Source organism: Micromonospora sp. DT53 (genome assembly GCF_049841535.1).
Lineage (GTDB): Bacteria > Actinomycetota > Actinomycetes > Mycobacteriales > Micromonosporaceae > Micromonospora.
This window is the reverse complement of sequence record NZ_JBNCKM010000008.1, coordinates 213,701-239,510: the sequence shown is the minus strand read 5'-3', so window position 1 is coordinate 239,510 and position 25,810 is coordinate 213,701. Positions and strand designations below refer to the sequence as shown.

General features: G+C 72.9%; 4 protein-coding genes. All 4 read right to left on the bottom strand.

The window, feature by feature from the left end; translation table 11 throughout:
- Window positions 1-22: 22 nt before the first annotated feature.
- From ACLQ3B_RS24670 to ACLQ3B_RS24655, 4 genes are read right to left on the bottom strand one after another with little or no spacing between them, the layout of a single operon-like run.
- Window positions 23-232, bottom strand: a complete 210-nt coding sequence (locus ACLQ3B_RS24670; protein ID WP_124820737.1) for an MbtH family protein — start codon at window positions 230-232, stop codon at window positions 23-25.
- Entirely contained in the window at window positions 229-10,998 is a 10,770-nt protein-coding gene (locus ACLQ3B_RS24665; RefSeq protein ID WP_425783075.1) for an amino acid adenylation domain-containing protein, read from the bottom strand. The genes ACLQ3B_RS24670 and ACLQ3B_RS24665 overlap by 4 nt, the downstream gene beginning before the upstream one ends.
- Entirely contained in the window at window positions 10,995-21,407 is a 10,413-nt protein-coding gene (locus ACLQ3B_RS24660) for an amino acid adenylation domain-containing protein (protein ID WP_425783074.1), read from the bottom strand. Before ACLQ3B_RS24660 ends, ACLQ3B_RS24665 begins: the two co-directional genes overlap by 4 nt.
- On the bottom strand, window positions 21,404-25,810 hold the full coding sequence (locus tag ACLQ3B_RS24655) for an amino acid adenylation domain-containing protein (RefSeq protein WP_425783073.1): 4,407 nt from the start codon (window positions 25,808-25,810) through the stop codon (window positions 21,404-21,406). The genes ACLQ3B_RS24660 and ACLQ3B_RS24655 overlap by 4 nt, the downstream gene beginning before the upstream one ends.

The following is a 25,810-nucleotide window of genomic DNA, read 5'->3' as shown; positions in this document are numbered from 1 at the left end:
GCGCGCTGGTCCGGGCCGCCGGTCAGCGGTCGGCGTCGATCAGGCTCTGCGGACGCATGTCGGTCCAGTTCGCGTTGACGTAGTCGACGCAGTCCTGCCGACCGGCCGGGCCGTGCACGGCCCGCCAGCCCGCCGGCACCTCGGCGAAGACCGGCCAGAGGCTGTGCTGGTTCTCGCCGTTGACCAGCACCAGGAACGTGCCATCAGCGTTGTCGAACGGGTTCGTACTCATCGGATACTCCTCGTGCGGGTGTGCGTTACCAGGGTTTGCAGGGCGTCGAACCAGAGGTGGGCGAGATCGTCCACCGATCCCTCGGGGAACACGCCGTCCGGCCAGCTCCAGGTGGCGACCAGTTGCGGGCCGGTCGCGCGGTCCTCGGTCTGGGCGTTCAGCACCAGTTCGTACGTCTCGGGCATGGCGTCGTCGGCGCCGTTCTCGGCGGCCTCCGCCTCGGGGGCGAACTCCCAGTCGGCGGCCTCCGGGAAGTCGAACCGTCCCATGTAGTTGAACTGGATCGGCGGATGCGGCAGCGCGGCCAGGGTGGGCGCGGTCACCGGGTTGAGGTAGCGGAGCATGCCGTAGCCCATGCCGTTGTCCGGCAGCTCGGCCAGGTGGTCGCGGACCCGCGCCACCGCATCGGCCACGGCGGCACCGCCGACCGACACATCGATCCCGGCGGTGTCCAGGCAGACCGGGAAGATGTTGGTGAACCAGCCGACGGTGCCGGACAGGTCGGCCCCGTCCACCAGGTGCTCCTCCCGCCCGTGGCCCTCCAGCGCGACGAGCACCGCGTCGCCGTCGTCGCCCTGCGCGGCCCGCCACCGGGTGACGGCCACACCCAACGCGCCCAGCAGGACGTCGTTGACACCGGCGCCGAGCCCGGCCGGAACGCGGGTGAGCAGGGCCTCGCTGACGTCGGTGGGCAGGGTCAGGGTGATGTCGCGCAGGGTGCCGGCCACGTCGACAGTGGCGTCGAGCGGGCGGCGTACCGGCAACGGGTCGCCCCGCCGCACGATCTGCGCCCACCTCGGCAGTTCCGCCACCCGTGCCGGGTCCAACGCCCGCTCGGCGAGGCCGGTCGCCCAGCGACGGAACGACGTGCCGGTCGCGGCGGTCAGCGGTGCACGACCGGCGACCGCGTCCCGCCAGGCCGCCCCGATCTCGGGCAGCAGCACCCGCCACGAGACACCGTCCACGACCAGGTGGTGGACCAGCAGCAGCAGGCGGCCCGGCCGGTGCGGGCCGGCGTCCAGCCAGGCGGCCCGGATCATCGCCCCGTTGTCCGGGTCGAGTCCGGCCTGCGCGGCTGTCGCCTGCTCGACGACCGCGTCCCACAGGCCACGATCGTCGAGGCCGCGCACGTCGACGCGTACGGTCCAGTCGGCGGCTCGCGACGAGCCCGGCGGCGGCACGGTCACCGACCAGTCGCCGGTGCGGTCCAGCCGGGCCCGCAGCAGGTCGTGTCGGTCGGCGACGGCCTGCAACGCGGCCAGCAACGGCTCCCAACCGAGGCCCGCCGGGACCTGCACGACCGCGGACTGGTTGAACCCGTCGATCGGGCCGTCCACCTCGCGCAGCCAGCGCATGACCGGGGTCAGCGGGAACGACCCGACACCGTCGTCGGCCCGGCCGCCGGTCCGTTCGAGCGCGGTCGCGACCACTGCCAGCCCGGCCACCGTACGCTCCGCGAAGACCTGCCGGGGGGTGAGGCGCAGGCCGGCGGCACGGGCCCGACCGACGAGCTGCATCGCGACGATGCTGTCGCCGCCCAACGTGAAGAAGTCCGCCTCGACGTCCACCGAGGGCAGACCCAGCACTGCCGCTACCACCTCGCCCAGGACCCGTTCCCGTTCCGTGCGGGGCGTCCGACCGGCGCCTGTCGCGCCGAGGTCGGGCGCGGGCAGCACGGCCCGGTCCAGCTTGCCGTTGGCCAGGGTGGGCAACCGGTCGAGGCGGACCAGGGCGGACGGCACCATGTAGTCGGGCAGCTCGACGGCGACCGCGGCACGCAGCGCGGCCAGGTCGAGACCATCGGTACCGACCACGTAGCCGGCCAGGAGGCGTACGCCGGGGCGGTCCTCCCGGGCGATCACCACGGCCTCGGCGACGCCGGGCTGCGCGGCGAGCACCGACTCGATCTCACCCAGCTCCACCCGGAAGCCGCGGATCTTCACCTGTTCGTCGACCCGGCCGAGATACTCCACCCGACCGTCCTCGGTCCACCGCACCAGGTCACCGGTGCGGTACATCCGCTCGCCCGCCGCGCCGTACGGGTCGGCGAGGAAACGCTCGGCGGTCTGGTCGGGCCGGCCCAGGTAACCACGCGCCAGGCCGGCGCCGGCGACGTACAGCTCGCCGGCCACACCGGTCGGGGTGTGCCGCAGAGCCCGGTCCAGCACGTACGCGCGGGCACCCGCGACGGCCCGGCCGATCACGGGGGACGCGGTGTCGCCGATCCGGGCGGCGAGAGCGTCCACTGTCGCCTCGGTCGGACCGTACAGGTTGAACGCCTCGGTGCCGGGCAGCCCGCCGAGGCGCTGCCAGAGCGCCTGCGGCACCGCCTCGCCGCCGACACCGACCACGGCAAGGGGGCAGCGCCCGTCGCGGATCAGGCCGGCGTCGGCGAGTTGCGCGAAGTGCGAGGGGGTCAGCTCGATGAAGTCGATCCCCTCGGCCCGGATCAGCTCGGCGAGCTGCTCCGGGTCGCGTTGCCGCTCCTCGCTGACGATGTGCAGGGCATGGCCGTCGAGCAGCCACAGCTGCGGCTGCCAGGAGGCGTCGAACGCGAACGACCAGGCGTGCCCGACCCGCAGGTGACGGCGGCCGGTGGCGGCGCGGGCGGGCAGGTGCAGCTGCGCGCGGTGGCTCCGGAACAGGTTGACCAGGTTGCGGTGGGTCACCACCACGCCCTTGGGGCGCCCGGTGGAGCCGGAGGTGTAGATGACGTACGCCGGGTGCTGGGGGAGGGCCGGACGTACCCGCTCGCCGTCGGTCAGGTCGTGCCCGGCGAGGGTGTCCAGCGCCGGGTCGTCGACCAGGAGGTGGTCGAGCCCGTCCGCGGTGACACCGACGCCGGGGGCGGTGACCAGCAGGGCGGGCCGCGCGTCGGCGAGCATCGCGGCGACCCGGGCCGGTGGGTAGGCCGGGTCCAGCGGCAGGTACGCGGCGCCGCACTTGAGCACCGCGAGGATCGCGGTGATCGTGTCGGCGGTGCGCGGCAGGGCCAGCCCGACCACGTCCTCGGCGCCGACCCCACAGGCGGCCAGCAGCCGGGCCAGCCGGTTGGCGCGATCGTTGAGTTCGGCGAACGTCAGGCGGACCGCGCCGCAGACGACAGCTGGGGCGTCAGGTGACTCGGCCACCTGCCGTTCGAACAGGGCCGCCACCGTCGGGTCGTCGCCGCCGGCGGGCGGCGGCGGGTTCCAGCCGGTGCGGTCCTCGTCCGACACCAGGTCGAGGCGGCCCACCGCGCGGTCCGGATCGGTGCTGAACGCGGTCAGGACGGTGGTGAGCGCGCCGACCAGGCGTCCGGCCACCGGCGGGGCGAAGAGGTCGGGACGGAACTCCAGGCCCACCCGCAGCCGCTGGCCGGGGTCGACGACCCAGGTGAGCGGGTAGTGGGTGGCGTCGCGCCCGCCCGCGTCGACGGCGGCGAGCAGGCTCGCCGGCCCGTCGTCGGTACGCTCCGGGTAGTTCTCCACGATCAGCAGCGTGTCGAACAGCTCCCCGACCCCGGCCAGGCGCTGGACGTCGGCCAGGCCGAGATACTGGTGATCGAGCAGCTTCGACTGCTCGTCCTGCAGCCGGGCCAGCAGCCCCGCCACCGGCTCGGCCGGGTCGATGCGCACCCGCACCGGCACGGTGTTGATGAACAGCCCGATCATCGACTCCACGCCTGGCAACTGCGCCGGTCGTCCGGAGACGGTGGCGCCGAACACCACGTCGTCACGGCCGGTGAGCCGGCCCAGCACGATGCTCCAGGCGGCCTGGACCAGCGTGTTCAGCGTCAGCCCCCGGGAGCGGGCCAGGCCGGTCAGGCGCGCGGTCACGGCCTCGGTCAGCTCCTGCTCGACCAGCTCGGGCACCGCCGGTTCCCGTTGCGGGTCGGCCGGGGCGAGCCGGGTGGCGTCGACGACCCCGGTCAGGGCGGCACGCCACGCCTGCTCGGCGGCGGACCGGTCCTGCCCGACCAGCCAGGCGAGGAAGTCGCGGTACGGCGCCGGGGCGGTGCCACCGTCGGCGGCCTCGTACAACTCGGAGAGCTGGTCCATCAGCGGCCCTCGGGACCAGCCGTCGAGCAGCATGTGCTGGTGGGTGAGGATCAGCCGGTACGCGTCACCGGTGCGGACCAGCATCATCCGCAGCAGTGGGGCGACCGCCGGATCGAATCGGCGGCCCTCCTCGGCGAGGCAGCGTTGCCACGCCTCCTCGTGCCGCGCCGCCTCCAGATCGGACAGATCCGCCTCGGCCCAGGGCAGCGTGACACCCCGGTTCACCACGGCGACAGGTCGACCGGACTCGAGCTGGTGAAACGAGGTCCGCAGGTTGGCGTGCCGCTGCAACAGCGCCTGCCCGGCGGTGCGCAGCCGGGCCGGGTCGACGCTGCCGGGCAGGTCGAAGACCATCTGCACGGTGTAGAGATCCAGGCCGTCGGCGTCGAACGCGGCGTGGAAGAGCAGCCCGGTCTGCAGCGGTGAGAGCGGCAGCACCTCGGCCACGTCCAGGCCCCGCCCGGCGATCTCGGCGGTCTCGGCGTCGGTGAGCGTGACAAGCGCGCCGCTGCCGCTGGTCACGGTGAACGCCGACCCGGCGGCGGCGGCCAACGCGGCAGGCGTACGCAGCTGGAACACCTGCCGCAGGGTGAGCGACAGACCTGCGGCGCGGGCCCGGCCGACCAACTGGATCGAGATGATGCTGTCGCCGCCGAGGCTGAAGAAGTCGTCCTCGACACCCACCGTGGGCACCGCCAGCACCTGTGCGAACAGGTCGACGAGCACCTGTTCACGCCTGTTGCGGGCGGCAGTGCCGGTGCCCGCGCCGGCGAAGTCGGGCGCGGGGAGGGCGGCCCGGTCCAGTTTGCCGTTCACCGAGACCGGCATCGCGTCGAGGACGACGAAGGCGGACGGCACCATGTGTTCGGGCAGCAGCGCCGCGAGCCGCGCCCGCAACACGGCCTCGTCCAGGGCGCGGGCCACGGTGAGGTACGCGACCAGGTGTGCGACACCCGGCCGGTCCTCGCGCAGCAGCACCACAGCCGTTACCACGTCGGGCTGGTCGGTGAGCGCGGCCTCGATCTCGCCCAGTTCGACGCGCAGCCCACGGATCTTCACCTGGCCGTCGCCGCGACCGAGGAACTCCAGCACCCCTGGCGCGCTCCAGCGCACCTGGTCGCCGGTGCGATACATGCGCGCCCCGGCCGGACCGTACGGGTCGGCGACGAACCGGTCGGCGGTCAGGTCGGGCCGGCCCCGGTAGCCGCGGGCCAACTGCACGCCGGCGAGGTAGAGCTCACCCGGCACCCCCACCGGCACCTGACGCAGCCCGGTGTCGAGCACTGTCACCCGGGTGTTCCACACCGGCGCGCCGATCGGGACCGTTCCCGTGCCGGTGCCACGCTCGGCGGGCCACGCCGTCACGTCGACCGAGGCCTCGGTCGGGCCGTACAGGTTGTGCAGGGCGGCGTCGGGCAGCAGTTCCCGGCACCGATCGGCGAGGACGCTGGGCAGCGCCTCGCCGCTGCACAGGATGTGGCGCACAGCTGTGCAACCGGCCGCGCGCGGCTCGGCGAGGAACGCGGCGAGCATCGACGGCACGAAGTGCACGGTGCTGACCCGTTCCCGTTGGATCAGTTCGGCGAGGTAGACCGGGTCGCGGTGGCCGTCCGGTCGCGCGAGGACGAGGGTGGCCCCGGTGATCAGCGGCCAGAAGAACTCCCAGACCGAGACGTCGAAGCCGGCCGGGGTCTTCTGCAGCACCCGGTCGCCCGCCGTGAGGCAGTACTCGTGTTGCATCCAGCGCAGCCGGTTGACGATGCCGGCGTGCTCGATCTCGACACCCTTGGGCACGCCTGTGGAGCCGGAGGTGTAGATGACGTACGCCGGATGCCGGGGACCGGGCGGGCTGAGCGGCACCTCCGGGTCGTCCAGCGGTCCGTCGAGCACGATGGGCGCGTCCGCGTGCGGCAGCCCGGCGACGCGCGCCGCGGTGTGGCCGACGGCGAGCACCGCGACGGGCCGCGCGTCGGCCAGCATCGCCGCCAACCGCGCGTCCGGGTGGTCGAGGTCCAGCGGCAGGTACGCGGCGCCGGCCCGCCCGGCCGCGAGGATCGCCACGACCAGCTCGACCGAACGCGGAAGGGCCAGCGCGACGACGGTCTCCGGTCCGGCGCCGACGGAGGCCAGCACCCGGGCCAGCCGCTCGGTGCGCGCGTCGAGTTCGCGGTAGGTCATCGCGACACCGTCCGGGTCGACAAGCGCCACCGCGTCGGGGGTCGCCGCGACCTGTGCGGCCACCAACTCCGGCAGCGTCGCCTCGGGCAGCTCCCGGATCTCGCCGGTCCCGGCGGCCAGGGTCGCCGCGCGCCCGGCCCGGTCGAGCAGGCCGACCCGACCGACCGGGGCGTCCAGCCCGGTGACGAGTTCGTCGACCACGGTGACCAGCGCCGTGGCGAGCCGGGTGGCGTACGCGGCGTCGAACAGATCGGGCCGGTACTCGACGGCGAGGTGCAGGGTCGGGCCCGGCTCGGCGATCAGCGTGAGCGGATAGTGGGTGGCGTCGTGCCCGTCGGTGCCGGTGACCGGCAACCCGTCGTCGTCGGCGTCGCCGTCCGGGTAGTTCTCGAAGACCAGCAGGGTGTCGAACAGCTCGCCGTGCCCGGCGATGCGCTGGATGTCGCTGAGGCCGAGGTACTGGTGTTCCATCAGCGCGGACTGCTCGTCCTGAAGCCGGTCGAGCAGCGCGTGGGCCGGCTCGGCCGGGTCGATGCGGACCCGCACCGGCACGGTGTTGATGAACAGCCCGATCATCGACTCGACGCCTGGCAACTGCGCCGGTCGCCCGGCGACGGTGGCGCCGAAGACCACGTCGTCGCGGCCGGTGAGCCGGGCAAGCAGCAACGCCCACGCGGCCTGCACGATGGTGTTCACGGTGAGACCACGGGCGCGGGCGCTGGCGGTCAACGCCGCCGTCCGGTCCTCGGACAACTCCACCTCGGCCACCTCGGGCGCCAGCGCGGCACGACGCCCGTCGCCGGGCGCGACACGGGTCGGCTCGGCCAGGCCGTCGAGCGCGGCGGCCCAGGCATCCTCGGCGGTCCGCCGGTCCTGCCCGGCCAGCCAGGCGAGGTAGTCCCGGAACGGCCGGTTGGTCACCGGCGCGGTGTCGCCGTCGCGGTACAGGGCGGACAGCTCGGCCAGCAGCGGTCCTCGGGACCAGCCGTCGAGCAGCAGGTGGTGGTGGGTGAGCACGAGCCGGTGCGAGTCCGGGCCGGTACGCGCCAGGGCAAGGCGCAGCAACGGCGCGACTGTCGGATCGAAGCGGCGGCCCTGCTCGGCGAGGAGCCGCTGCCAGGCGTCCTCCCTCGCGTCGCCGTCCAACTCGGACAGGTCGACAGCGGTCCACGGCACGCTGACGGTGGCCGGGACGACGCTGACCGCCGTGCCGGAGGTGAGGTGGTGGAACGAGGCGCGCAGGCTCGCCTGCCGGTCGAGCAGTGCCTGACCGGCGGCGCGCAGCCGGGTGGCGTCGATCGGCCCGGTCAGGTCGACCACCATGCGGACGGTGTAGACGTCCGGACCTGCGTCGTCGAGCAGACTGTGGAACAGCAGGCCGGTCTGCAACGGCGAGAGCGGCAGCACCTCGCGCACGTCGATGCCGAGGCCGGCCAGTTCGCGCCTGTCGGTCTCGGTGAGGGTGACCAGGGACAGGCTCGACGGAACCGCGTCGGCGCCGGTCACGGTGCCGGCGACGGCCACCAGCCGGGCCGGGGTGCGGTGGTGGAACACTTGGCGCGGGGTGATCACCAGGCCGGCGACCCGGGCCCGGCCGACCAGCTGCATCGACATGATGCTGTCCCCGCCGAGGGCGAAGAAGTCGTCGTCGATGCCGACCGTGGGCACCCCCAGCACCTCGGCGAACACGTCGCAGAGCAGCTTCTCGCGGGGAGTACGGGGGGTGCGGCCGCCGCCGTCGGCGGTGAACTCCGGGGCGGGCAGGGCGGTCCGATCCAGCTTGCCGTTGACGGACACCGGCAGCGCGTCCAGGGCGACGAACGCGCCGGGGACCATGTAGTCGGGCAGCGTGGCGGCGATGCCCGCCCGCACCCGGCCGAGATCGGCGCCGCCGACGACGTACGCGACGATCCGCTTGACGCCACCGTCGGTCCGCAGCACCACGGCGGCCTGCCGGACGCCCTCCTGGCGGGCGACGACAGCCTCGATCTCGCCGAGTTCCACCCGGAACCCACGAATCTTGACCTGGTGGTCGACGCGACCGACGAACTCCAACGCCCCGTCCGGGGCCCAGCGCGCCAGGTCACCGGTGCGGTACATCCGGGCACCGGGCGCGGCGAACGGGTCGGGCAGGAAACGCTCGGCGGTCAGGCCGGGCCGGTTGTGGTAGCCACGGGCCAGCCCGAGGCCGCCCAGGTACAACTCACCGACGATCCCGGGCGGGACCGGATTCAGACCGCTGTCCAGCACGTACGCCAACTGCCCGGGATCGGGATAGCCGATCGGCACGCTGCCGGTGGAGACCGGCGCGCACTCCCACAGGGTCGCGTTGACGCTGGTCTCGGTGGGCCCGTACGCGTTGAACATGCGCCGGCCGGCGGCGAACCGCTCGGCCAGCCGCGCGGGCACCTCCTCGGTACCGACGAGCATGGACACCCCGAGCGGCAGTCGGCAGTCCGCGGGAAGCGCGCTGAGCACCGACGGCGGCAACGCCAACTGGGTGACCTCGTGCTTGGTGAGGTAGTCGACGAGCGGCGCGCCGGGAACGCGCAGCTCGGCCGGGACCACCACGAGCGCGCCGCCGGACAGCAGCGCCTGGCACAGCTCCCAGTAGGCGAGGTCGAAGCTGGGTGACGCGAAGAGCAGCACGCGACTGGTCTGCGTGACGCCGAGCCGGCGCTGCTGGGTGGCGAGCAGCTTGGCGACGCCCTCGTGGGTGACGACGACGCCCTTGGGCTGGCCTGTCGAACCGGACGTGTAGATGACGTACGCGGCGTCCGAGACGGCGGGCTCGATCAGCGGCACGTCCGGTCCGGACGCGGCCACGTCCAGCACGGGGACGTCGCCGGGCAGCGCGTCGGTCAGCTCGGCGCGGCTGATGACGCAGGCCGGCGCGGCGTCCTCCACCATGTAGCGCAGCCGGTCGGCCGGGTAGTCCAGGTCGAGCGCGAGGTAGGCGGCGCCGCAGCGCAGCACGCCGACCAACGCGGTGACCAGGTCGACGGAGCGGGGGAGTGCCACCGCGACGACCTGGCCGGGGCCGACCCCACGGGCGGCCAGCGCCCGGGCCAGCCGGTCCGAACGGACGGCCAGCTCGGCGTAGCTGATCTGTTCGTCCTCGCAGATCACGGCGACGTTGTCCGGATACGCCGCGACCATGTCGGCGAACCGCCGGGGGAAGGTGGTGGCGACGATGCCGTCCGTGCTGCCGTTCCACTCGGTGAGGACGGCAGCACGCTCGGCCGGGTCGAGGATGTCGATCCGGCCGACGGGGGCGGCGGGGGCGGCGGCCATCGCGGTGACGATGCGGATCAGCCGGTCGAGGATGGTGCGGGCGGCGTCGGCGTCGAACACGTCGGCGCGGTGCCGGATCTCCAGGTTGATCCGGGTGCCCGGCTCGGCGACCAGCACCAGCGGATAGTGGGTGGCGTCCTCGTCCTGCGCCTCGGTGACCCGCAGCCCGGGCACCGGCTCGGCGGCGTCCTGGTCGTCGGGGTAGCTCTCGAAGACGGTGAGCGTGTCGAACAGTTCACCGTGCCCGGCCAGCCGTTGGATGTCGGCCAGCCCGAGGTACTGGTGTTCCATGAGCGCGGCCTGCTCGTCCTGCAGGCGTACGAGCAGGGCGTCGGCTGACTCGGCCGGATCGATGCGGACCCGCACCGGCACGGTGTTGATGAACAGGCCGATCATCGACTCGACACCTGGCAACTGCGGTGGCCGCCCGGAGACGGTGGCGCCGAAGACCACGTCGCCGCGGCCGGTGAGCCGGGCCAGCAGCAGACCCCAGGCCGCCTGCACCACCGTGTTGACTGTGACGCCGCGGGTACGCGCGAGATCGGTGAGCCGATAGCTCAGCTCGGCTGGCAGCGCGGTCTCCACCGAGCCGGGGACGACCGGCTCGGGCCTGGTGCCGGCGGGTGCCATCCGGGTCGGTTCGTCCAGACCGGCGAGCGCCTGCCGCCAGGCGGCGGTAGCGGCGTCCCGGTCCCAGCGGGCCAGCCACGCCAGATACGCCTTGTACGGGGTGACCGGCGGCAACGAGCCGGGCTTGGCGTACAGGTCGAGCAGTTCCCGCACCAGCAGCGGCGCGGACCAGCCGTCGAGCAGGATGTGGTGGTGCGTGATGGTGAGGCGGTGGGTCGCGTTCCCGAGTCGGGTCAGCGTCATCCGCAGCAACGGCGGCCGGGCCATGTCGAAGCGTTGTCGCTGGTCGGCGGCGCCGAGCCGGTCGAGTTCCGCGTCTCGTTCGGCCTCGGGCAGGCCGCTGAGGTCGTGCTCGGCCCACGGCAGGCGTGCCCGGGTGGGGATCGCCGCGACAGTGGTGCCCTTGGCCGTACGTCGGAACCCGGCCCGCAGGTTGGCGTGCCGGTCGAGCAGCGCCTGCCCGGCGTCGCGCAGCCGGACGCTGTCCAGCGGCCCGGTCAGGTCCAGCGCGGTCGACACGGTGTAGACGTCGGGGGCGTCGGTGTCGTAGAGCGCGTGGAAGAGCAGCCCCTCCTGCAACGGCGACAGTGGCAGGACGTCCTCGAGCCCGGTCTTCTTGGTCACTGCGTCTCCCACTCGGACTCGAGGTCGGCGAACTCGGCCTCAAGGCTGTCGATGTCGGCCTGGCTCAACTCGACCAGGCTCAGGTCGGACGGGGTGTAACCCCCGGATCCCGGATCGGCGGCGAGCGCTCGTAGCGCTTCCTGCCAGCGACCGGCCAGGTCGCGGATCTGCGCCTCGGTGAGCAGGTCCCGCGGCCAGGTGAAGGTCGCGGCGAGCCGGGGCCCGTCGGCGTGGTCCTCGGTGGTCGCGTTGATCTCCAGCGGGTAGTCGGCGGGCATGCCGTCGTCGGCGCCGCCACCCCAGCCCTCCCCGGCCGGTTCCCACGGCCCCTCGTCGGCGTTCCCGGCGGCGAACCGGCCGAGGTAGTTGAAGCTGATCAGCGGCTTGTCGTACCCGGCGAGCACGCCTGCCGTCTCGGGGTTGAGGTGGCGCAGCAGGCCGTAGCCGACGCCGTTGTCCGGCGCCGCCCGCAACCGCTCCTTGATCGTCTTCAGGGCGTCCGCGGGGTGTTCCGTGTCGAGGTCCAGCCGTACCGGGTACTCGCTGGTGAACCAGCCGACCGTGCGGGACAGGTCGGCGCCGGCCACCAGGTGCTCCTCGCGGCCGTGCCCTTCGAGCATGACCAGCCAGCCGGTGCCGCCGGCCCAGTCGCGCAGCGCCAACGCGAGCCCGGTCAGCAGCACGTCGCCGACGCCGGCGTGGAAGCCGGTGGGCACCGTGGTGAGCAGCGGCTGGGTCTCCTCCGGTGGCAGCTCGATGGTGATCTCGTCGCAGGTGCCGGTGCGGTCGCGGGCCGGGTCGAGGGGTCGGTTGCCCAGCGGTGCACGCGACCCGGCCAGAACCTCGGTCCAGTACGGCAGTTGCGCCACGGTCCTCGCGTCGCGGGAGAGGCCGTCGAGTTCCCGGGCCCAGCGGCGGAACGAGGTGCCGGTGGCCGGGAGAGCGATCGGGGTGGCCGCCTGCCAGGCCGCCCAGGCGGCGACGAGGTCGGGCAGCAGGACCCGCCAGGACACTCCGTCCACGGCGTAGTGGTGCACGACGAGCAGCACGTGCCCGGGTTCGAGCAACACGGCCTGGAGCATGACGCCACGGGCGGGGTCGAGCCGGTCGCGGGCAGCGGCGGCGATCGCGGGCAGGTTCTCCTCGTCGTACGCGGCCACCCGCACGACGTCGACGGGCGCGCCGGGCTCGGGGATCCGCACACCGTCCTCGGTCACCTGGGCGCGCAGCAGGTCGTGGCGATCGACAAGCGCCTGCAGCACCTCGGCCAGCCCGGCTGCGGTGAGCCCGGCCGGGGCGTGCAGCAGCATCGACTGGCTGTATCCGGTGGTCGGGCCATCGACCTCGGCGAGCCAGCGCATCACCGGGGTGAGCGGCGCGCTCCCGTACGCCTCGCGTGGGTCCTCGGCCACTGCGGTCTCGACGGTGACGACCTGGGCGAGGCCGGCCGGGGTCTTGTGCCGGAACACGTCGCGTGGGCTGATGCCGAGGCCGGCCGCACGTGCCCGGCTGACCAGTTGGATCGAGACGATGCTGTCGCCGCCGAGGGCGAAGAAGTCGTCGTCGATGCCGACCGAGGGCAGTCCGAGGACTTCGGCGAACAGGTCACACAGGTGTTGTTCGCGGCTGTTGCGGGCGGCCGTGCCGCCGACCAGTGTGGAGAAGTCCGGGGCGGGCAGCGCGGCGACGTCGAGTTTCCCGGCGATGGTGCGGGGCAGTGCGTCGACCTCGACGAACGCCGAGGGGATCATGTAGTCGGGCAGCGTCGCCCGCAAGCGGTCCAGGTCGACCGGCCCGCCTACCACGTAGGCGACGAGTCGGCCGTCGCGGACGACGACGGCGGCCTGGCCGAGGGCTGCTTCGATCTCGCCGACCTCGATCCGGTAGCCGCGGATCTTGACCTGTCCGTCGGCGCGGCCGGCGAACTCCAGCACCCCGTCGCGGTTGAGCCGGGCCAGGTCCCCGGTGCGGTACATCCGCGTACCTGCGGGACCGAAGGGGTCGGCCACGAACCGCTCGGCGGTGAGCCCGGTCCGGTTCAGGTAGCCGTGTGCCAACCCGGCTCCGGCCACGTACACCTCACCGAGCACGCCCGGGGGCACCGGCCGCAACCCGGCGTCGAGGACGTAGGTGCGCACGTTGGCCAACCGGTACGCCGACCGGCCTGGACCCTCCCATCCGTAGGCGTCCACCGATGCCTCGGTCGGCCCGTACAGGTCGTGGCAGGTCAGCCCTGGTGTGGCGCACACCCGCTGCCACAACCGTTCGTCGATCGCCTCGCCACCGACCAGCAGGACGCTCAGGCCCGCGTCCAACACTCCCGCGGCGACCAACTCCCGCAGGTAGGTGGGCGTCACGTCCAACACGTCGAGGTGGTGGCGGCGGACGTAATCGACAAGGGCCGCGTCGTCGCGGTACTCGTCGTCGTCCAGGACGTGCAGGGTGTGCCCGTCGAGCAGCCAGATCAGCGGTTCCCACGACCCGTCGAAGGTGAACGACGCGACGTGCGCGACCCGACGCCGGGGACCGGCCATCAGCCGTTCCCGGTGCGACGCGAACAGGTTCACGATGCCCCGGTGCGGCACCACCACACCCTTCGGCCGACCCGTCGACCCCGACGTGAAAATCACATACGCCGGGTCGTCCGCCCGGGGGCGGACGGCGCTGCCGATCGGGCCCTCGAAGACTGTGGGCTCGTCGAGCGACAGGCGGGCGGTGCCGGGTGGCAGGGGCGTGTCGGCGGTGGTGAGCACAAGCGTCGGCGCGGCGTCGTCGAGCATCGCGGCGATCCGGTCGGTCGGCTGGTACGCGTCCAGCGGCAGGTACGCGGCACCGGTCTTGAGCACGCCGAGGATCGCCGGGACGGTGAGCGGGCGGGGGACCGCGAGCGCGACCAGGTCCCCTCGGCCCACGTCGCGTCCGGCCAGCACCCCGGCCAGCCGGGACGACCACCCGTCCAGCTCGGCGAACGTCCACGACCGGCCACCGGAAACCAGCGCCACGGTCGTGGGCGTGGTCGATGCCTGCGTCTCGAAGAGGTCCACGATGGACCCGGACGGGATGGTCGCGCTGACGTCGGTGTCGAATAGGCGATCCCGTTCGTCAGGGCTCAGGACGTCGATTCGGCTGACCACCGCCGACGGGTCGGCGGCGACCGTGGCGAGGACCCGCTGCAACCGCTCGACCAGGGTGTGCGCCGTCGCGCGGTCGTACCGGTCGGTGGCGAATTCGAGGCTTCCCTCGATGCCGCCGTGCGGGGCATCGGCGAAGTCGAAGGAGAGGTCGAACATCGCCGTACGGTGTCCGACGGGTTCGGGCCGTCCGGTCAGCTCGGCGAGCGTCCAGGTGTCGCCACCGCCGGGCAGGTAGGAGACCATCGTCTGGAACAGGGGGTGTCGGCCCAGCGACCGTGTCGGGTTCAGGGCTTCCACCAGGTGCTCGAACGGGACGTCCTGCCGGTCGTACGCGGCGAGGTCGGTCTCTCGGACCCGGGCCAGCAGTTCCCGGAACGAGGGGTCGCCCGAGGTGTCGGTGCGCAGCACGAGTGTGTTCACGAAGAAGCCGACAAGGTCGTCCAACGCGGTGTCGGGTCGGCCCGCCACCGGTGCGCCCAGTGGGATGTCCGTGCCCGCGCCCAATCGCGACAGCAGCACCGCCACCGCCGCCTGCACCACCATGAAGAGGCTGGTGCCTGTCGACCGCGCCAGGTGCCTCAGGTCGCGAGCCACCGCCTCGGGCAGGACGAAGTCGACGAGGTCGCCGCGGTGGCTGGCCTCGGCCGGGCGGGGCCGGTCGGCCGGCAGGTCCACCTCGTCGGGCAGCGCGGCCAGGGCCTCCCGCCACGCCTGCACCTGGTCGGTCAGGTCCGCGGACTGTTCGCGCTGCCAGAGGGCGAAGTCGGCGTACTGCACGGGAAGTGGTCGGAACGTTGGGGCGCGTCCGGCGCGGCGCGCCTCGTACGCCGTGGTGAGGTCGGCGCGCAACGGCTCGTCGGACCACTCGTCGCCGGCGATGTGGTGCAACAGCAGCAGCAACACATGCTCGTCCGGTGCCACCCGGAACACGTCGACCCGCAGCGGCGGCTCCCGATCGAGCGCGAACGCGTGCGCGGCGGCGGCGTCGACGTCCCCGCCCTCGTGGAACGCGACAGGGACGGCGTCCGGTTGGAGGATGTGTTGGTAGGGGGCCCCGCCGACGTCCGGGAAGATGGTGCGCAGGGTTTCGTGTCGGGCGACGACGTCGCCGACGGCCGCGATCAGGGCGTCGGTGTCGAGGCGGCCGTGTAGCCGCCAGGCGATCGGGATGTTGTAGGTCGGGTTGGGTCCTTCGAGTCGGTAGAGGAACCACAGTCGTTGTTGGGCGTACGACAGCGGCACCCGGTCCGGGCGTGGCCGTGCCATCAGCGGCGCTCGACTCGACCCGAGCAGTTTCGGCAGCAGAGCCGCCACGGTCGGTGCGTCGAACACCGCGCGGACCGGCAGCTCGACGCCCATGACGGCGCGTACCCGGCCGGCGAGGCGCATGACCAGCAGCGAGTGGCCGCCGAGGGCGAAGAAGTCGTCGTCGATGCCGACCGAGGGCAGTCCGAGGACTTCGGCGAACAGGTCACACAGGTGTTGTTCGCGGCTGTTGCGGGCGGCCGTGCCGCCGACCAGTGTGGAGAAGTCCGGGGCGGGCAGCGCGGCGACGTCGAGTTTCCCGGCGATGGTGCGGGGCAGTGCGTCGACCTCGACGAACGCCGAGGGGATCATGTAGTCGGGCAGCGTCGCCCGCAAGCGGTCCAGGTCGACCGGCCCGCCTACCACGTAGGCGACGAGTCGGCCGTCGCGGACGACGACGGCGGCCTGGCCGAGGGCTGCTTCGATCTCGCCGACCTCGATCCGGTAGCCGCGGATCTTGACCTGTCCGTCGGCGCGGCCGGCGAACTCCAGCACCCCGTCGCGGTTGAGCCGGGCCAGGTCCCCGGTGCGGTACATCCGCGCACCGGCGGGACCGCACGGGTCGGCCACGAACCTCTCTGCGGTGAGCCCGGTCCGGTTCAGGTAGCCGTGTGCCAACCCGGCCCCGGCGACGTACACCTCACCGAGCACGCCCGGGGGCACCGGCCGCAACCCGGCGTCGAGCAGATAGGTCCGCACGTTGGCCAACCGGTACGCCGACCGGCCTGGACCCTGCCACCCGTAGGCGTCCACCGACGCCTCGGTCGGCCCGTACAGGTCGTGGCAGGTCAGCCCCGGGGTGGCGCACACCCGCTGCCACAACCGTTCGTCGATGGCCTCACCACCGACCAGCAACACACTCAGACCCGCGTCCAACAGCCCCGCCGGCACCAACTCCCGCAGGAACGTGGGAGTCACGTCCAGCACATCGATGTGCTGCTCACGCAGCCGCGACACGAGAACACCCGCGTCGCGGTACTCGTCATCATCGAATACGTGCAGGGTGTGCCCGTCCAACAGCCAGATCAGTGGCTCCCACGACCCGTCGAAGGTGAACGACGCGACGTGCGCGACCCGACGCCGGGGACCGGCCATCAGCCGTTCCCGGTGCGACGCGAACAGGTTCACGATGCCCCGATGGGGCACCACCACACCCTTCGGCCGCCCCGTCGACCCCGACGTGAAGATCACGTACGCCGCGTCCTCAGCCGACGGCGCACCCACGAACGGCGCAGCCTGCGGCACCGCCGAACCCACCACCAGCCGAGGGCCCGACCAGGGCACGTCGGTGTCCCCGGTGGTGACCAGGATCGCCGGCTGGGCGTCGTCGAGCATCGCCGTGATCCGGTCGGTCGGCTGGTACGCGTCGAGCGGCAGGTACGCCGCACCCGCCTTGAGCACGCCCAGGATCGCCGGGACGGTGAGCGGGCGGGAGGTGGCCAGCGCCACGAGGCCGCCCGCGTACGACGCCAGCGCGCCGGCGAGCCGCGACGACCAGTCGTCCAGTTCGGCGTACGTCCAGGCCCGGCCGCCGCAGACCAGGGCCACCGCGTCAGGTCTGGCGGCAGCCTGCGCGACGAACAGGTCCACGACGGAGCCAGCCGGGATCGGCGCCGCGGCCTCCACGGCCAGCAGCCGCGAACGCTCCGCCGGGGCGAGCACGTCGATCCTGCTCACCACTGCCGACGGGTCGGCGGCGACCGTGGCGAGGACCCGCTGCAACCGCTCGACAAGGGTCTGGGCGGAGGAACTGTCGTACCGGTCGGTGGCGTACTCCAACTCGCCACGGACGCCACCGCGCGTCTCGAAGAAGTCGAAGGAGAGGTCGAACATCGCGACGTGCTGCGGTACGCGCTCGGTTTCGACGCGCAGCGACCCGAGGTGCCAGGCGGCGTCGGCCTCGCCGAGGTAGGAGACCATCGTCTGGAAGAGGGGGTGTCGGCCCAGTGACCGTGTCGGGTTCAGGGCTTCTACCAGGTGCTCGAACGGGACGTCCTGCCGGTCGTACGCGGCGAGGTCGGTCTCTCGGACCCGGGTCAGCAGTTCTCGGAACGAGGGGTCGCCCGAGGTGTCGGTGCGCAGCACGAGTGTGTTCACGAAGAAGCCGACAAGGTCGTCCAGCGCGGCGTCGGGTCGGCCCGCCACCGGTGCGCCCAGTGGGATGTCCGTGCCCGCGCCCAACCGTGACAGCAGCACCGCCACCGCCGCCTGCACCACCATGAACATGGAGGTCCCGGTCGACCGGGCCAGCGCACGCAGCCGTTCGGTCACCTCCGCGGGCAGCGTGAAGTCGACCACGTCGCCGCGGTGGCTGGCCTCGGCCGGGCGGGGGCGGTCGGCCGGCAAATCCACCTCGTCGGGCAGCCCGGCCAGGGCCTCCCGCCATCCGTCGACCTGCGCGGCGAGCGCGCTCGACTCCTCGCGCTGCCACAGCGCGAAGTCGGCGCACTGCACCGGCAGGTGCGGGAACGCCGGCACCAGTCCGGCGCAGCGGGCCGTGTAGGCGGCCACGATGTCCCGGCGCAGCGGCACGTCCGACCACTCGTCGCCGGCGATGTGATGCAACAGCAGCAGCAACACGTGCTCGTCAGGTGCGATCCGGAAGAGCCAGGCGCGCAGTGGCGGCTCGTGGTCGAGGCGGAATCCGTACGCCCCGATCTCCGCGAGCCGTTCGGGGAGGTCCGCCTCGGCGATGTCCGCCACCGGCACCGCGACCGGTTCGGCGGGCAGAACGCGTTGGTACGGCTCGCCCCCGTCCTGGTCGGTGAAGATGGTGCGGAGGGTTTCGTGTCGGGCGACCACGTCGCCGACGGCCGCGATCAGCGCGGCGGCGTCCAATCGGCCCCGTAGCCGCCAGGCGATCGGGATGTTGTAGGTCGGGTTGGGTCCTTCGAGGCGGTAGAGGAACCACAGTCGTTGTTGGGCGTACGACAGCGGCACCCGGTCCGGGCGCGGCCGTGCCACCAGCGGCGCTCGACTCGACCCGAGCAGTTTCGGCAGCAGACCCGCCACGGTCGGTGCGTCGAACACCGCGCGGACCGGCAACTCGACACCCATGACGGCCCGTACCCGGCCGGCGAGGCGCATGACCAGCAGCGAGTGGCCGCCGAGGGCGAAGAAGTCGTCGTCGATGCCGACCGAAGGCAGGCCCAGCACCTCCGCGAACAGGTCACACAGGTGCTGCTCGCGGCTGTTACGGGCGGTGCGGCCCACACTCGACGCGGTGAAGTCCGGAGCCGGCAATGCGGCGACGTCGAGTTTCCCGGCCACGGTCCGGGGTAGCGCGTCGACCTCGACGAACGCCGACGGGATCATGTAGTCGGGCAGCGTCGCCCGCAGGCGATCCAGATCGACCGGCCCGCCCACCACGTACGCGACGAGTCGGCCGTCGCGGACGACCACGGCGGCCTGGCCGAGGGCTGCTTCGATCTCGCCGACCTCGATCCGGAAACCGCGGACCTTTACCTGCCCGTCGGCGCGGCCGGCGAACTCCAGCACCCCGTCGCGGTTGAGCCGGGCCAGGTCCCCCGTGCGGTACATGCGCGCACCGGCGGGGCCGAAGGGGTCGGCCACGAACCGCTCCGCCGTCAACCCGACCCGGTTCAGATACCCGTGCGCCAACCCCGCCCCGGCCACGTACACCTCACCGAGCACCCCCGGGGGCACCGGCCGCAACCCACCGTCGAGGACGTACGTGCGCACGTTCGCCAACCGGTACGCCGACCGATCCGGGCCGTGCCACCCGTAGGCGTCCACCGATGCCTCGGTCGGTCCGTACAGGTCGTGACAGGTCAGGCCCGGTGTGGCACACACCCGCTGCCACAACTGCCCGTCGATCGCCTCACCACCGACCAGCAACACGCTCAGGCCCGCGTCCAACACACCCGCCGGAACCAACTCCCGCAGAAACGTCGGTGTCACGTCCAACACGTCGATCCGCTGCTCACGCAGGTGCCCGACCAGCGCGGCGGCGTCGTGGTAGACCTCGGAGTCGACAACGTGCAGGGTGTGCCCGTCCAGCAGCCAGATCAGCGGTTCCCACGACCCGTCGAAGGTGAACGACGCGACGTGCGCGACCCGACGCCGGGGACCGGCCATCAGCCGTTCCCGGTGCGACGCGAACAGGTTCACGATGCCCCGGTGCGGCACCACCACACCCTTCGGCCGACCCGTCGACCCCGACGTGAAAATCACATACGCCGCGTCCTCCGCCGACGGCGCACCCACGAACGGCTCGGCCTGCGGCACCGCCGAACCCACCACCAGCCGAGGGCCGGTCCACTGCGGGGCCGGGTCGTCGCCGGCCGCGAGCACCAGCACCGCCGGGGCCGCGTCGTCGAGCATCGCCGTGATCCGGTCGGTCGGCTGGTTCAGGTCGAGCGGCAGGTAGGCCGCGCCGCTGTCGAGCACGCCGAACACCGCCGGCACGGTGAGCGCCCGTGGCAGCGCGAGCGCGACCCGATCGGTACGCGTGACGCCGTGCTCGCGCAACGCCCCGGCCAGTCCGGCGGCCCAGCGCTCCACCTCGGCGAAGGTCCACTCGCGTCCGTCCGCGACGAGAGCAACAGCCGTGGGCGTCCGGGTCGCCTGCTCGTGGAACAGCGCGCTGACCGTGGTGTCCGGCACCGGCCTGGCGGTGTCGTTCCAGCCCCGCAGGACGCGGTCGCGTTCCGCCGAGGTCAGCACGTCGACGGCGGCGAGAGGCGCGTCCGGGGCGTCGCAGATCCGGGTCAGCACCAGGGTCAGCCGGTCCAGCAGCGTGCCGGCGGCGTCCCGGTCGTACAGGTCGGCGCGGTACTCCAGATCAAGGTGCAGCCGGTGCCCGGGCCGCGCGGCCAGCGTCAGGGGATAGTGCGCGCAGTCGCGGACATCCGCGCCCGTGACGCGTACACCGTCGACCGGCGGCGGCAGCGACTCGCCCAGCGGGTAGTTCTCGAAGACCGTCAGGGTGTCGAACAACTCGCCGTGCCCGGCCAGCCGCTGGATCTCGGCCAACCCGAGGTGCTGATGGTCCATCAGCCGCACCTGCCCGTCCTGCAGGCGGCGCAGCACTGTCGCCACCGGCGCGGCCGGGTCCAGGGTGATGCGTACCGGAATGGTGTTGATGAACAGGCCGATCATGGTGTCGGCGCCGGGGAGGTCCGGCGGACGACCGGCGACGGTCGCGCCGACCACCACGTCGTCGCGTCCGGTCAGCGCCCCGGCCACGATTCCCCAGGCGCCCTGCACGATGGTGTTCATGGTGAGCCCACGGGCACGACCGAGTGCGGTGAGTCGGGCGGTCAGGTCGACCGGGAGGTCCCGCACGAGGCGTTCCGGCACGACCGCGTCGGCCGGGGGACGCCCGGCGAGCAGGGTCGGCCCGTCCAGCCCGGCCAGTGCCTCGCGCCACGCGGCCTCGGCCGCCGGGCGGTCCTGGGCGGCGGTCCAGGCGAGGTAGTCGCGGAAGTCGGCGGGCTCCGGCAGCGGGTCGCCCCGGTAGAGGGCGATCAGCTCGTCCAGCAACAGCGGCACCGACCAACCGTCGAGCAGCAGGTGGTGGTGGGTGATCACGAGCCGATGCCGGTGCGGGCCGAGACGGACCACTGTCATCCGCAGCAGCGGCGCGGTCGCCGGATCGAGCCGGGTCGCGAGGTCCGTGTCGAGGAAACCGGGGAGTTCGTCCTCGGCCAGGGTCAGGGCGGACCAGGGCAGTGGCACGTGGCGCGGCACCACGGCCACGGACTGCCCGTTCTTGCGGCGGCGGAAGGCCACCCGCAGGTTGGGCCGACGGTTGAGCAGGGACTGCCCGGCGGCCCGCAGCCGCTCGGCGTCCAGCGGCCCGTCCAGGGCGATCGTCAACTGTCCGGTGTAGACGTCCGGGCCGTCCGCGGCGAGATGCGCGTGGAACAGCAGCCCCTCCTGCAGCGGGGTCAGCGACAGGATGTCGGCGATCCCGGAGGCCTGCCCTCCAGTGGCGGTCGCGGTCACGAGAGCTCCCATTCGGCCTCGAACTCGTCGATCTCGTCCTGGCTGAGCGTCAGCGTCAGGTCGGACGGGGTGAGCCCACCGGCGGCCGGGCCGCGGGCGTGCACGACGAGCGCCTCCAGCGCGGCGAACCAGGCCGCGGCCAGGTCGGCGACCGCGGCGTCGTCCAGCAGGTCACGTGGGTACGCCCAGGTCACACCCAACTCGGGGCCGGCGGTGGTGTCCTGCACGTACGCGTTGACCTCCAACGTGTACGGCGCGACAGGCATGCCCAGGTCGAACCCGCCGGCCAGGATGCCGTGCCCGGCCACCGGCGTCCAGCTCCCGCCGTCGCCGGACGAGGCGGTGAACCGGCCGAGGTAGTTGAAACTGACCTGCGGCGCGGGGCGGGCGGCCAGCTCAGGCTCGGTATCCGGATTGAGGTAGCGCAGCATCCCGTACCCGATGCCGTGGTCCGGGATGGCCCGCAGTTGCTCCTTGAGCCGCTTCAGCGCGGTGCCGGCGTTCGGCCCACCCGCCAACGCGTCGGCGACATCGATGTCACCGGGGTCGAGGCGGACGGGGAAGACGCTGGTGAACCAGCCGAGGGTCGGGGTGACGTCGGCGTTCGCGACGACCTGCTCCTCCCGGCCGTGCCCCTCCAGCGCGATGAGCACCGAGCGTTCGGCGCCCTTCCCGTGCCGGGTCCGCCAGTCGATCATCGCCAGGGCGAGCGCGGTGAGCAGCACGTCGTTGATGCCGGCGTGGAAGGCGGCGGCGACAGTGGTGATCAGCGGCTCGGTGGTCGCGGCCGGCAGCCGCACGGTGTGCCGGGCGACCGTGGCGAGATCATCCACCGGCCGCAGCGGGCGCCGCGTCAACGCCGGGTCCGCGCCGGTCAGGATGCGCTGCCACAGCGCCAGCTCCGCGGTGCGTTCCGGTCGCCGGGCCGCCTCGGTGAGTTCGGTGGCCCACCGCCGGAAGGACGTGCCGGTGCGCTCCAGCACCGGGGTACGACCAGCCACCCGCTGCTCCCACGCGGAGGCGAGGTCGGCCGGCAGGATCCGCCACGAGACGCCGTCCACGATGCTGTGGTGGATGACCAGCAACAGCCGGCCCGGCGCGGAGTCCCCGCGGTCGAACCAGACCGCCTGGGCCAGCACCCCCCGCTCGGGGTCGAGCCGGCCGGCGGCGGCCTGCTCCTCGGCCTCGATCACCGCTGCGGGTTCGGCCCGCCGCAGCCACGACCGGCCGGTGCCACGAGGCTCGACGTGCAGCCGGCCCGGCGTCGTGGGGGTGGCGCGGACGAGCCGTGCGCGCAGCAGGTCGTGCCTGTCGGTGAGCGCGTCCAGCACGGCGGCCAGGTCGGCCTCGGTGGCTCCCGCCGGGGTGGCGAGCACGATCGACTGGCTGAACGCGTCGATCGGGCCGCCGGTCTCGTCGAGCCACCGCAGGATCGGCGTGAACGGGACGTCGCCCACACCGTCGTCGGGCTGGTCCTGGGCGCCTGTGTCGAGGTCGGTGACGACCTCGGCCAACGCGGCCACCGTCCGACGCTCGAACACCTGGCGTGAGGTGCACACCAGCCCCGCCGCGCGGGCGCGCAGCACGAGTTGGATGGAGACGATGCTGTCCCCGCCGAGGCTGAAGAAGTCGTCCTCGATGCCGACGCCGGGGACGCCCAGGACGTCGGCGTACAGCTCGCAGAGCACCCTCTCCCGCGGCGTGCGCGGCGCGGTGCCGGTGGCCTGGGCGGCGTAGTCAGGTGCTGGCAACGCGGCCCGGTCGAGCTTGCCGCTGGTCAGCACCGGCAGCCGGTCGAGCAGCACGAAGCCGGTCGGGACCATGTAGCTGGGCAGCCAGGACTCGGCGTGCAGGCGCAGTGCCTTCACCAGCGCCGTCGGGTCGGCGACCGCGGTCAGGGTGTTGGCGTGCGCGACCACGCCACCGGGACGGTAGGCGTGCCGGGGCTCGGCGCCGCGTTGGAAGACGACGTCCAGGGCCCCGCTTGTCGAGGAGCCGTCCCAGGTCACCACGGCCCGGTAGCCGGATGCGTCGGCCAGCGCGTGGAAGTCCTCGACGGACGGGGCGGGTTCACCGGTCAGGCGCGCGTTCGGCACACCTGTGACCCGCAGCCGCTGCGGACCGACCGCCAGTTGGTCCCGGACGTCGTCCAGGCGCCCGGCCCAGGCGTACGCCGCCTCGGGTGTCGGCGCGGGCGTGGGCGCGGTGGTCAGCACGACGTCGTAGCGGTAGCGGCTCAGCTCGTTGTCGTAGCCGCCCCGCTTGACCCACACCTCGGCGCCCCGGATCGACCCGCCCGGCAGCGCGGCGAAGTAGTCCGGGTCGAGCAGCAGCTCGCGTTCGGCTCGGACCGCGGCCTCGACGGCGGCGTCCAACTCGGTGGGGGCGACGCCACGGCTGGTCTGGATGGCCTCGTGCAGCATCCGGTGCAGGCGCAGGTTACGGACGTCTCCGACGAAGATCACACCGCCGGGGGCGAGTCGCTCGGCCGCCGCGCGCAGCACGCCGGTCAGGTAGTCGGCGCTCGGGAAGTACTGCACCACCGAGTTGATGACGACCGTGTCGAACCAGCCGGTCGGCACCCCGGTCAGGTCGTGGGCCGGTTGGGCGCGCAGCGTGACCCGTTCGTCGAGCCCCGGAATCGCCGTCACCGCGGCACGTAACGTGTCGATGGCCTGTTCGGAGAGGTCCAGCCCCCAGTAGCTCTCGCACTGCGGGGCCAGTCGCGACAGCAGCAACCCGCTACCGACGCCGATCTCCAGGACGCGTCGGGGCTGGAACGACCGGATCCGGTCGACTGTGGTGTCCCGCCACTCGCGCATCTGCGCCAACGGGATGGGCGAGCCGTCGAAGCTGCTGTTCCATCCGGTGAAGTTCTCGTCGAAGCGCTCGACGCGGCCGGCCTGGTAGAGCAGTTCGTGCAGCTCCTTCCACTCGGCGACCTGACTGTCGGCCCGGTCCTGCGGTGCGTCGTCCGCACTCGGTACGACGTAGGCGGCCAACCGCACGTCACCCGGGCGGTCCTCGCGGGCCAGCACGGTGACCTGGCCGACGTTCGGGTGGCGGGCCAGCACCGACTCGATCTCGCCCAGCTCGATGCGGTATCCGCGCACCTTCACCTGGTCGTCGACCCGCCCGAGGAAGTCCAACCGTCCGTCGGCACGCCAGGTCGCCACGTCACCGGTGCGGTACATCCGTCGGCCGGGCGGCCCGTACGGGTCGGCCAGGAACCGCTCGGCGGTCAGGTCCGGTCGGTTGACGTAGCACCGGGCCAGCCCAGGACCGGCGAGGTAGAGCTCGCCGGGCACACCGGGCTCGACCGGCCGCAACGCGTCGTCGAGCACGTAGGCGTCGGTGCCCGGGTCGGGGCGTCCGATCGGGACGGAGGAGCCGTCGATCCGCTCCGGGTCACACTCGCCAAGCGTGGAGTTGACGGTGGCCTCCGTCGGGCCGTACGCGTTGAACATGCGGCGGCCCCGCGCCCAGCGGGCGACGAGTTCCGGCGACACTCGCTCGGTGCCGGCCAGCAGGATGCCCGGGGGCAGTTCACCCTCCGGGGGCAGCGCGGCCAGCAGCGCTGGCGGCAGGATCATGAAGTTGACCCGGTGCCGGATCGCGTACTCGGTGAGTGCCGGTCCGGCGACGCGGCGGTCGGCGGGGACGATGACCAGCCGTCCACCGGAGAGCAGCGCCAGGCAGAGATCCCAGAACGCCACGTCGAAGCTCGGTGAGGCGAAGTGCAGGACCCGCACGTCGGGGGTGAGCCCGAACCGTTCGAACTGGGTGGAGAGCAGCTTGGCCACGCCGGTGTGCGTGAGCAGCACCCCCTTGGGTCGGCCGGTCGAGCCCGAGGTGTAGATGACGTAGGCGGCGTGTTCGACCCGCAGGCCGGGGCGTTCGGGGTCGTCGGCCGACGCGTTCGCCAGCTCGGCCGTCACCTCGGGGGCATCGAGCAGCAGCCGGGGCACACCATCGACTCGGGGCAGCCGGTCCGCGACCTCGGAGGTGGTGACCAGGCAGACCGGCCGGGCGTCGCCGACCAGGTAGGCGAGTCGTTCGGCCGGGTCGGCCGGGTCCAGCGGAAGGTAGGCGCCGCCGGCCTTCAGCACGGCCAGCTCCGCCACGATCATGTCGACCGAGCGCGGCACGGCGAGCCCGGCCACCCGATCCGGGCCCAGCCCTCGGGCGACGAGCACGTGCGCCAGCTGGTTGGCCCTGGCGTCCAGCTCGGCGTAACTGACCTCGATGTCCTCGAAGACGACAGCCACCGCGTCGGGGTGACGCCGAGCCATCGTCGCGAAGGCGTCCGGAAGTGTGGTCGGGGCGACGGTCAGCGGGCCGCCGCTGGAGTGCGCTGCCCGGTCCGCCACGGTGCCGCCGGTGCTGCCACCGATGATCTGCAT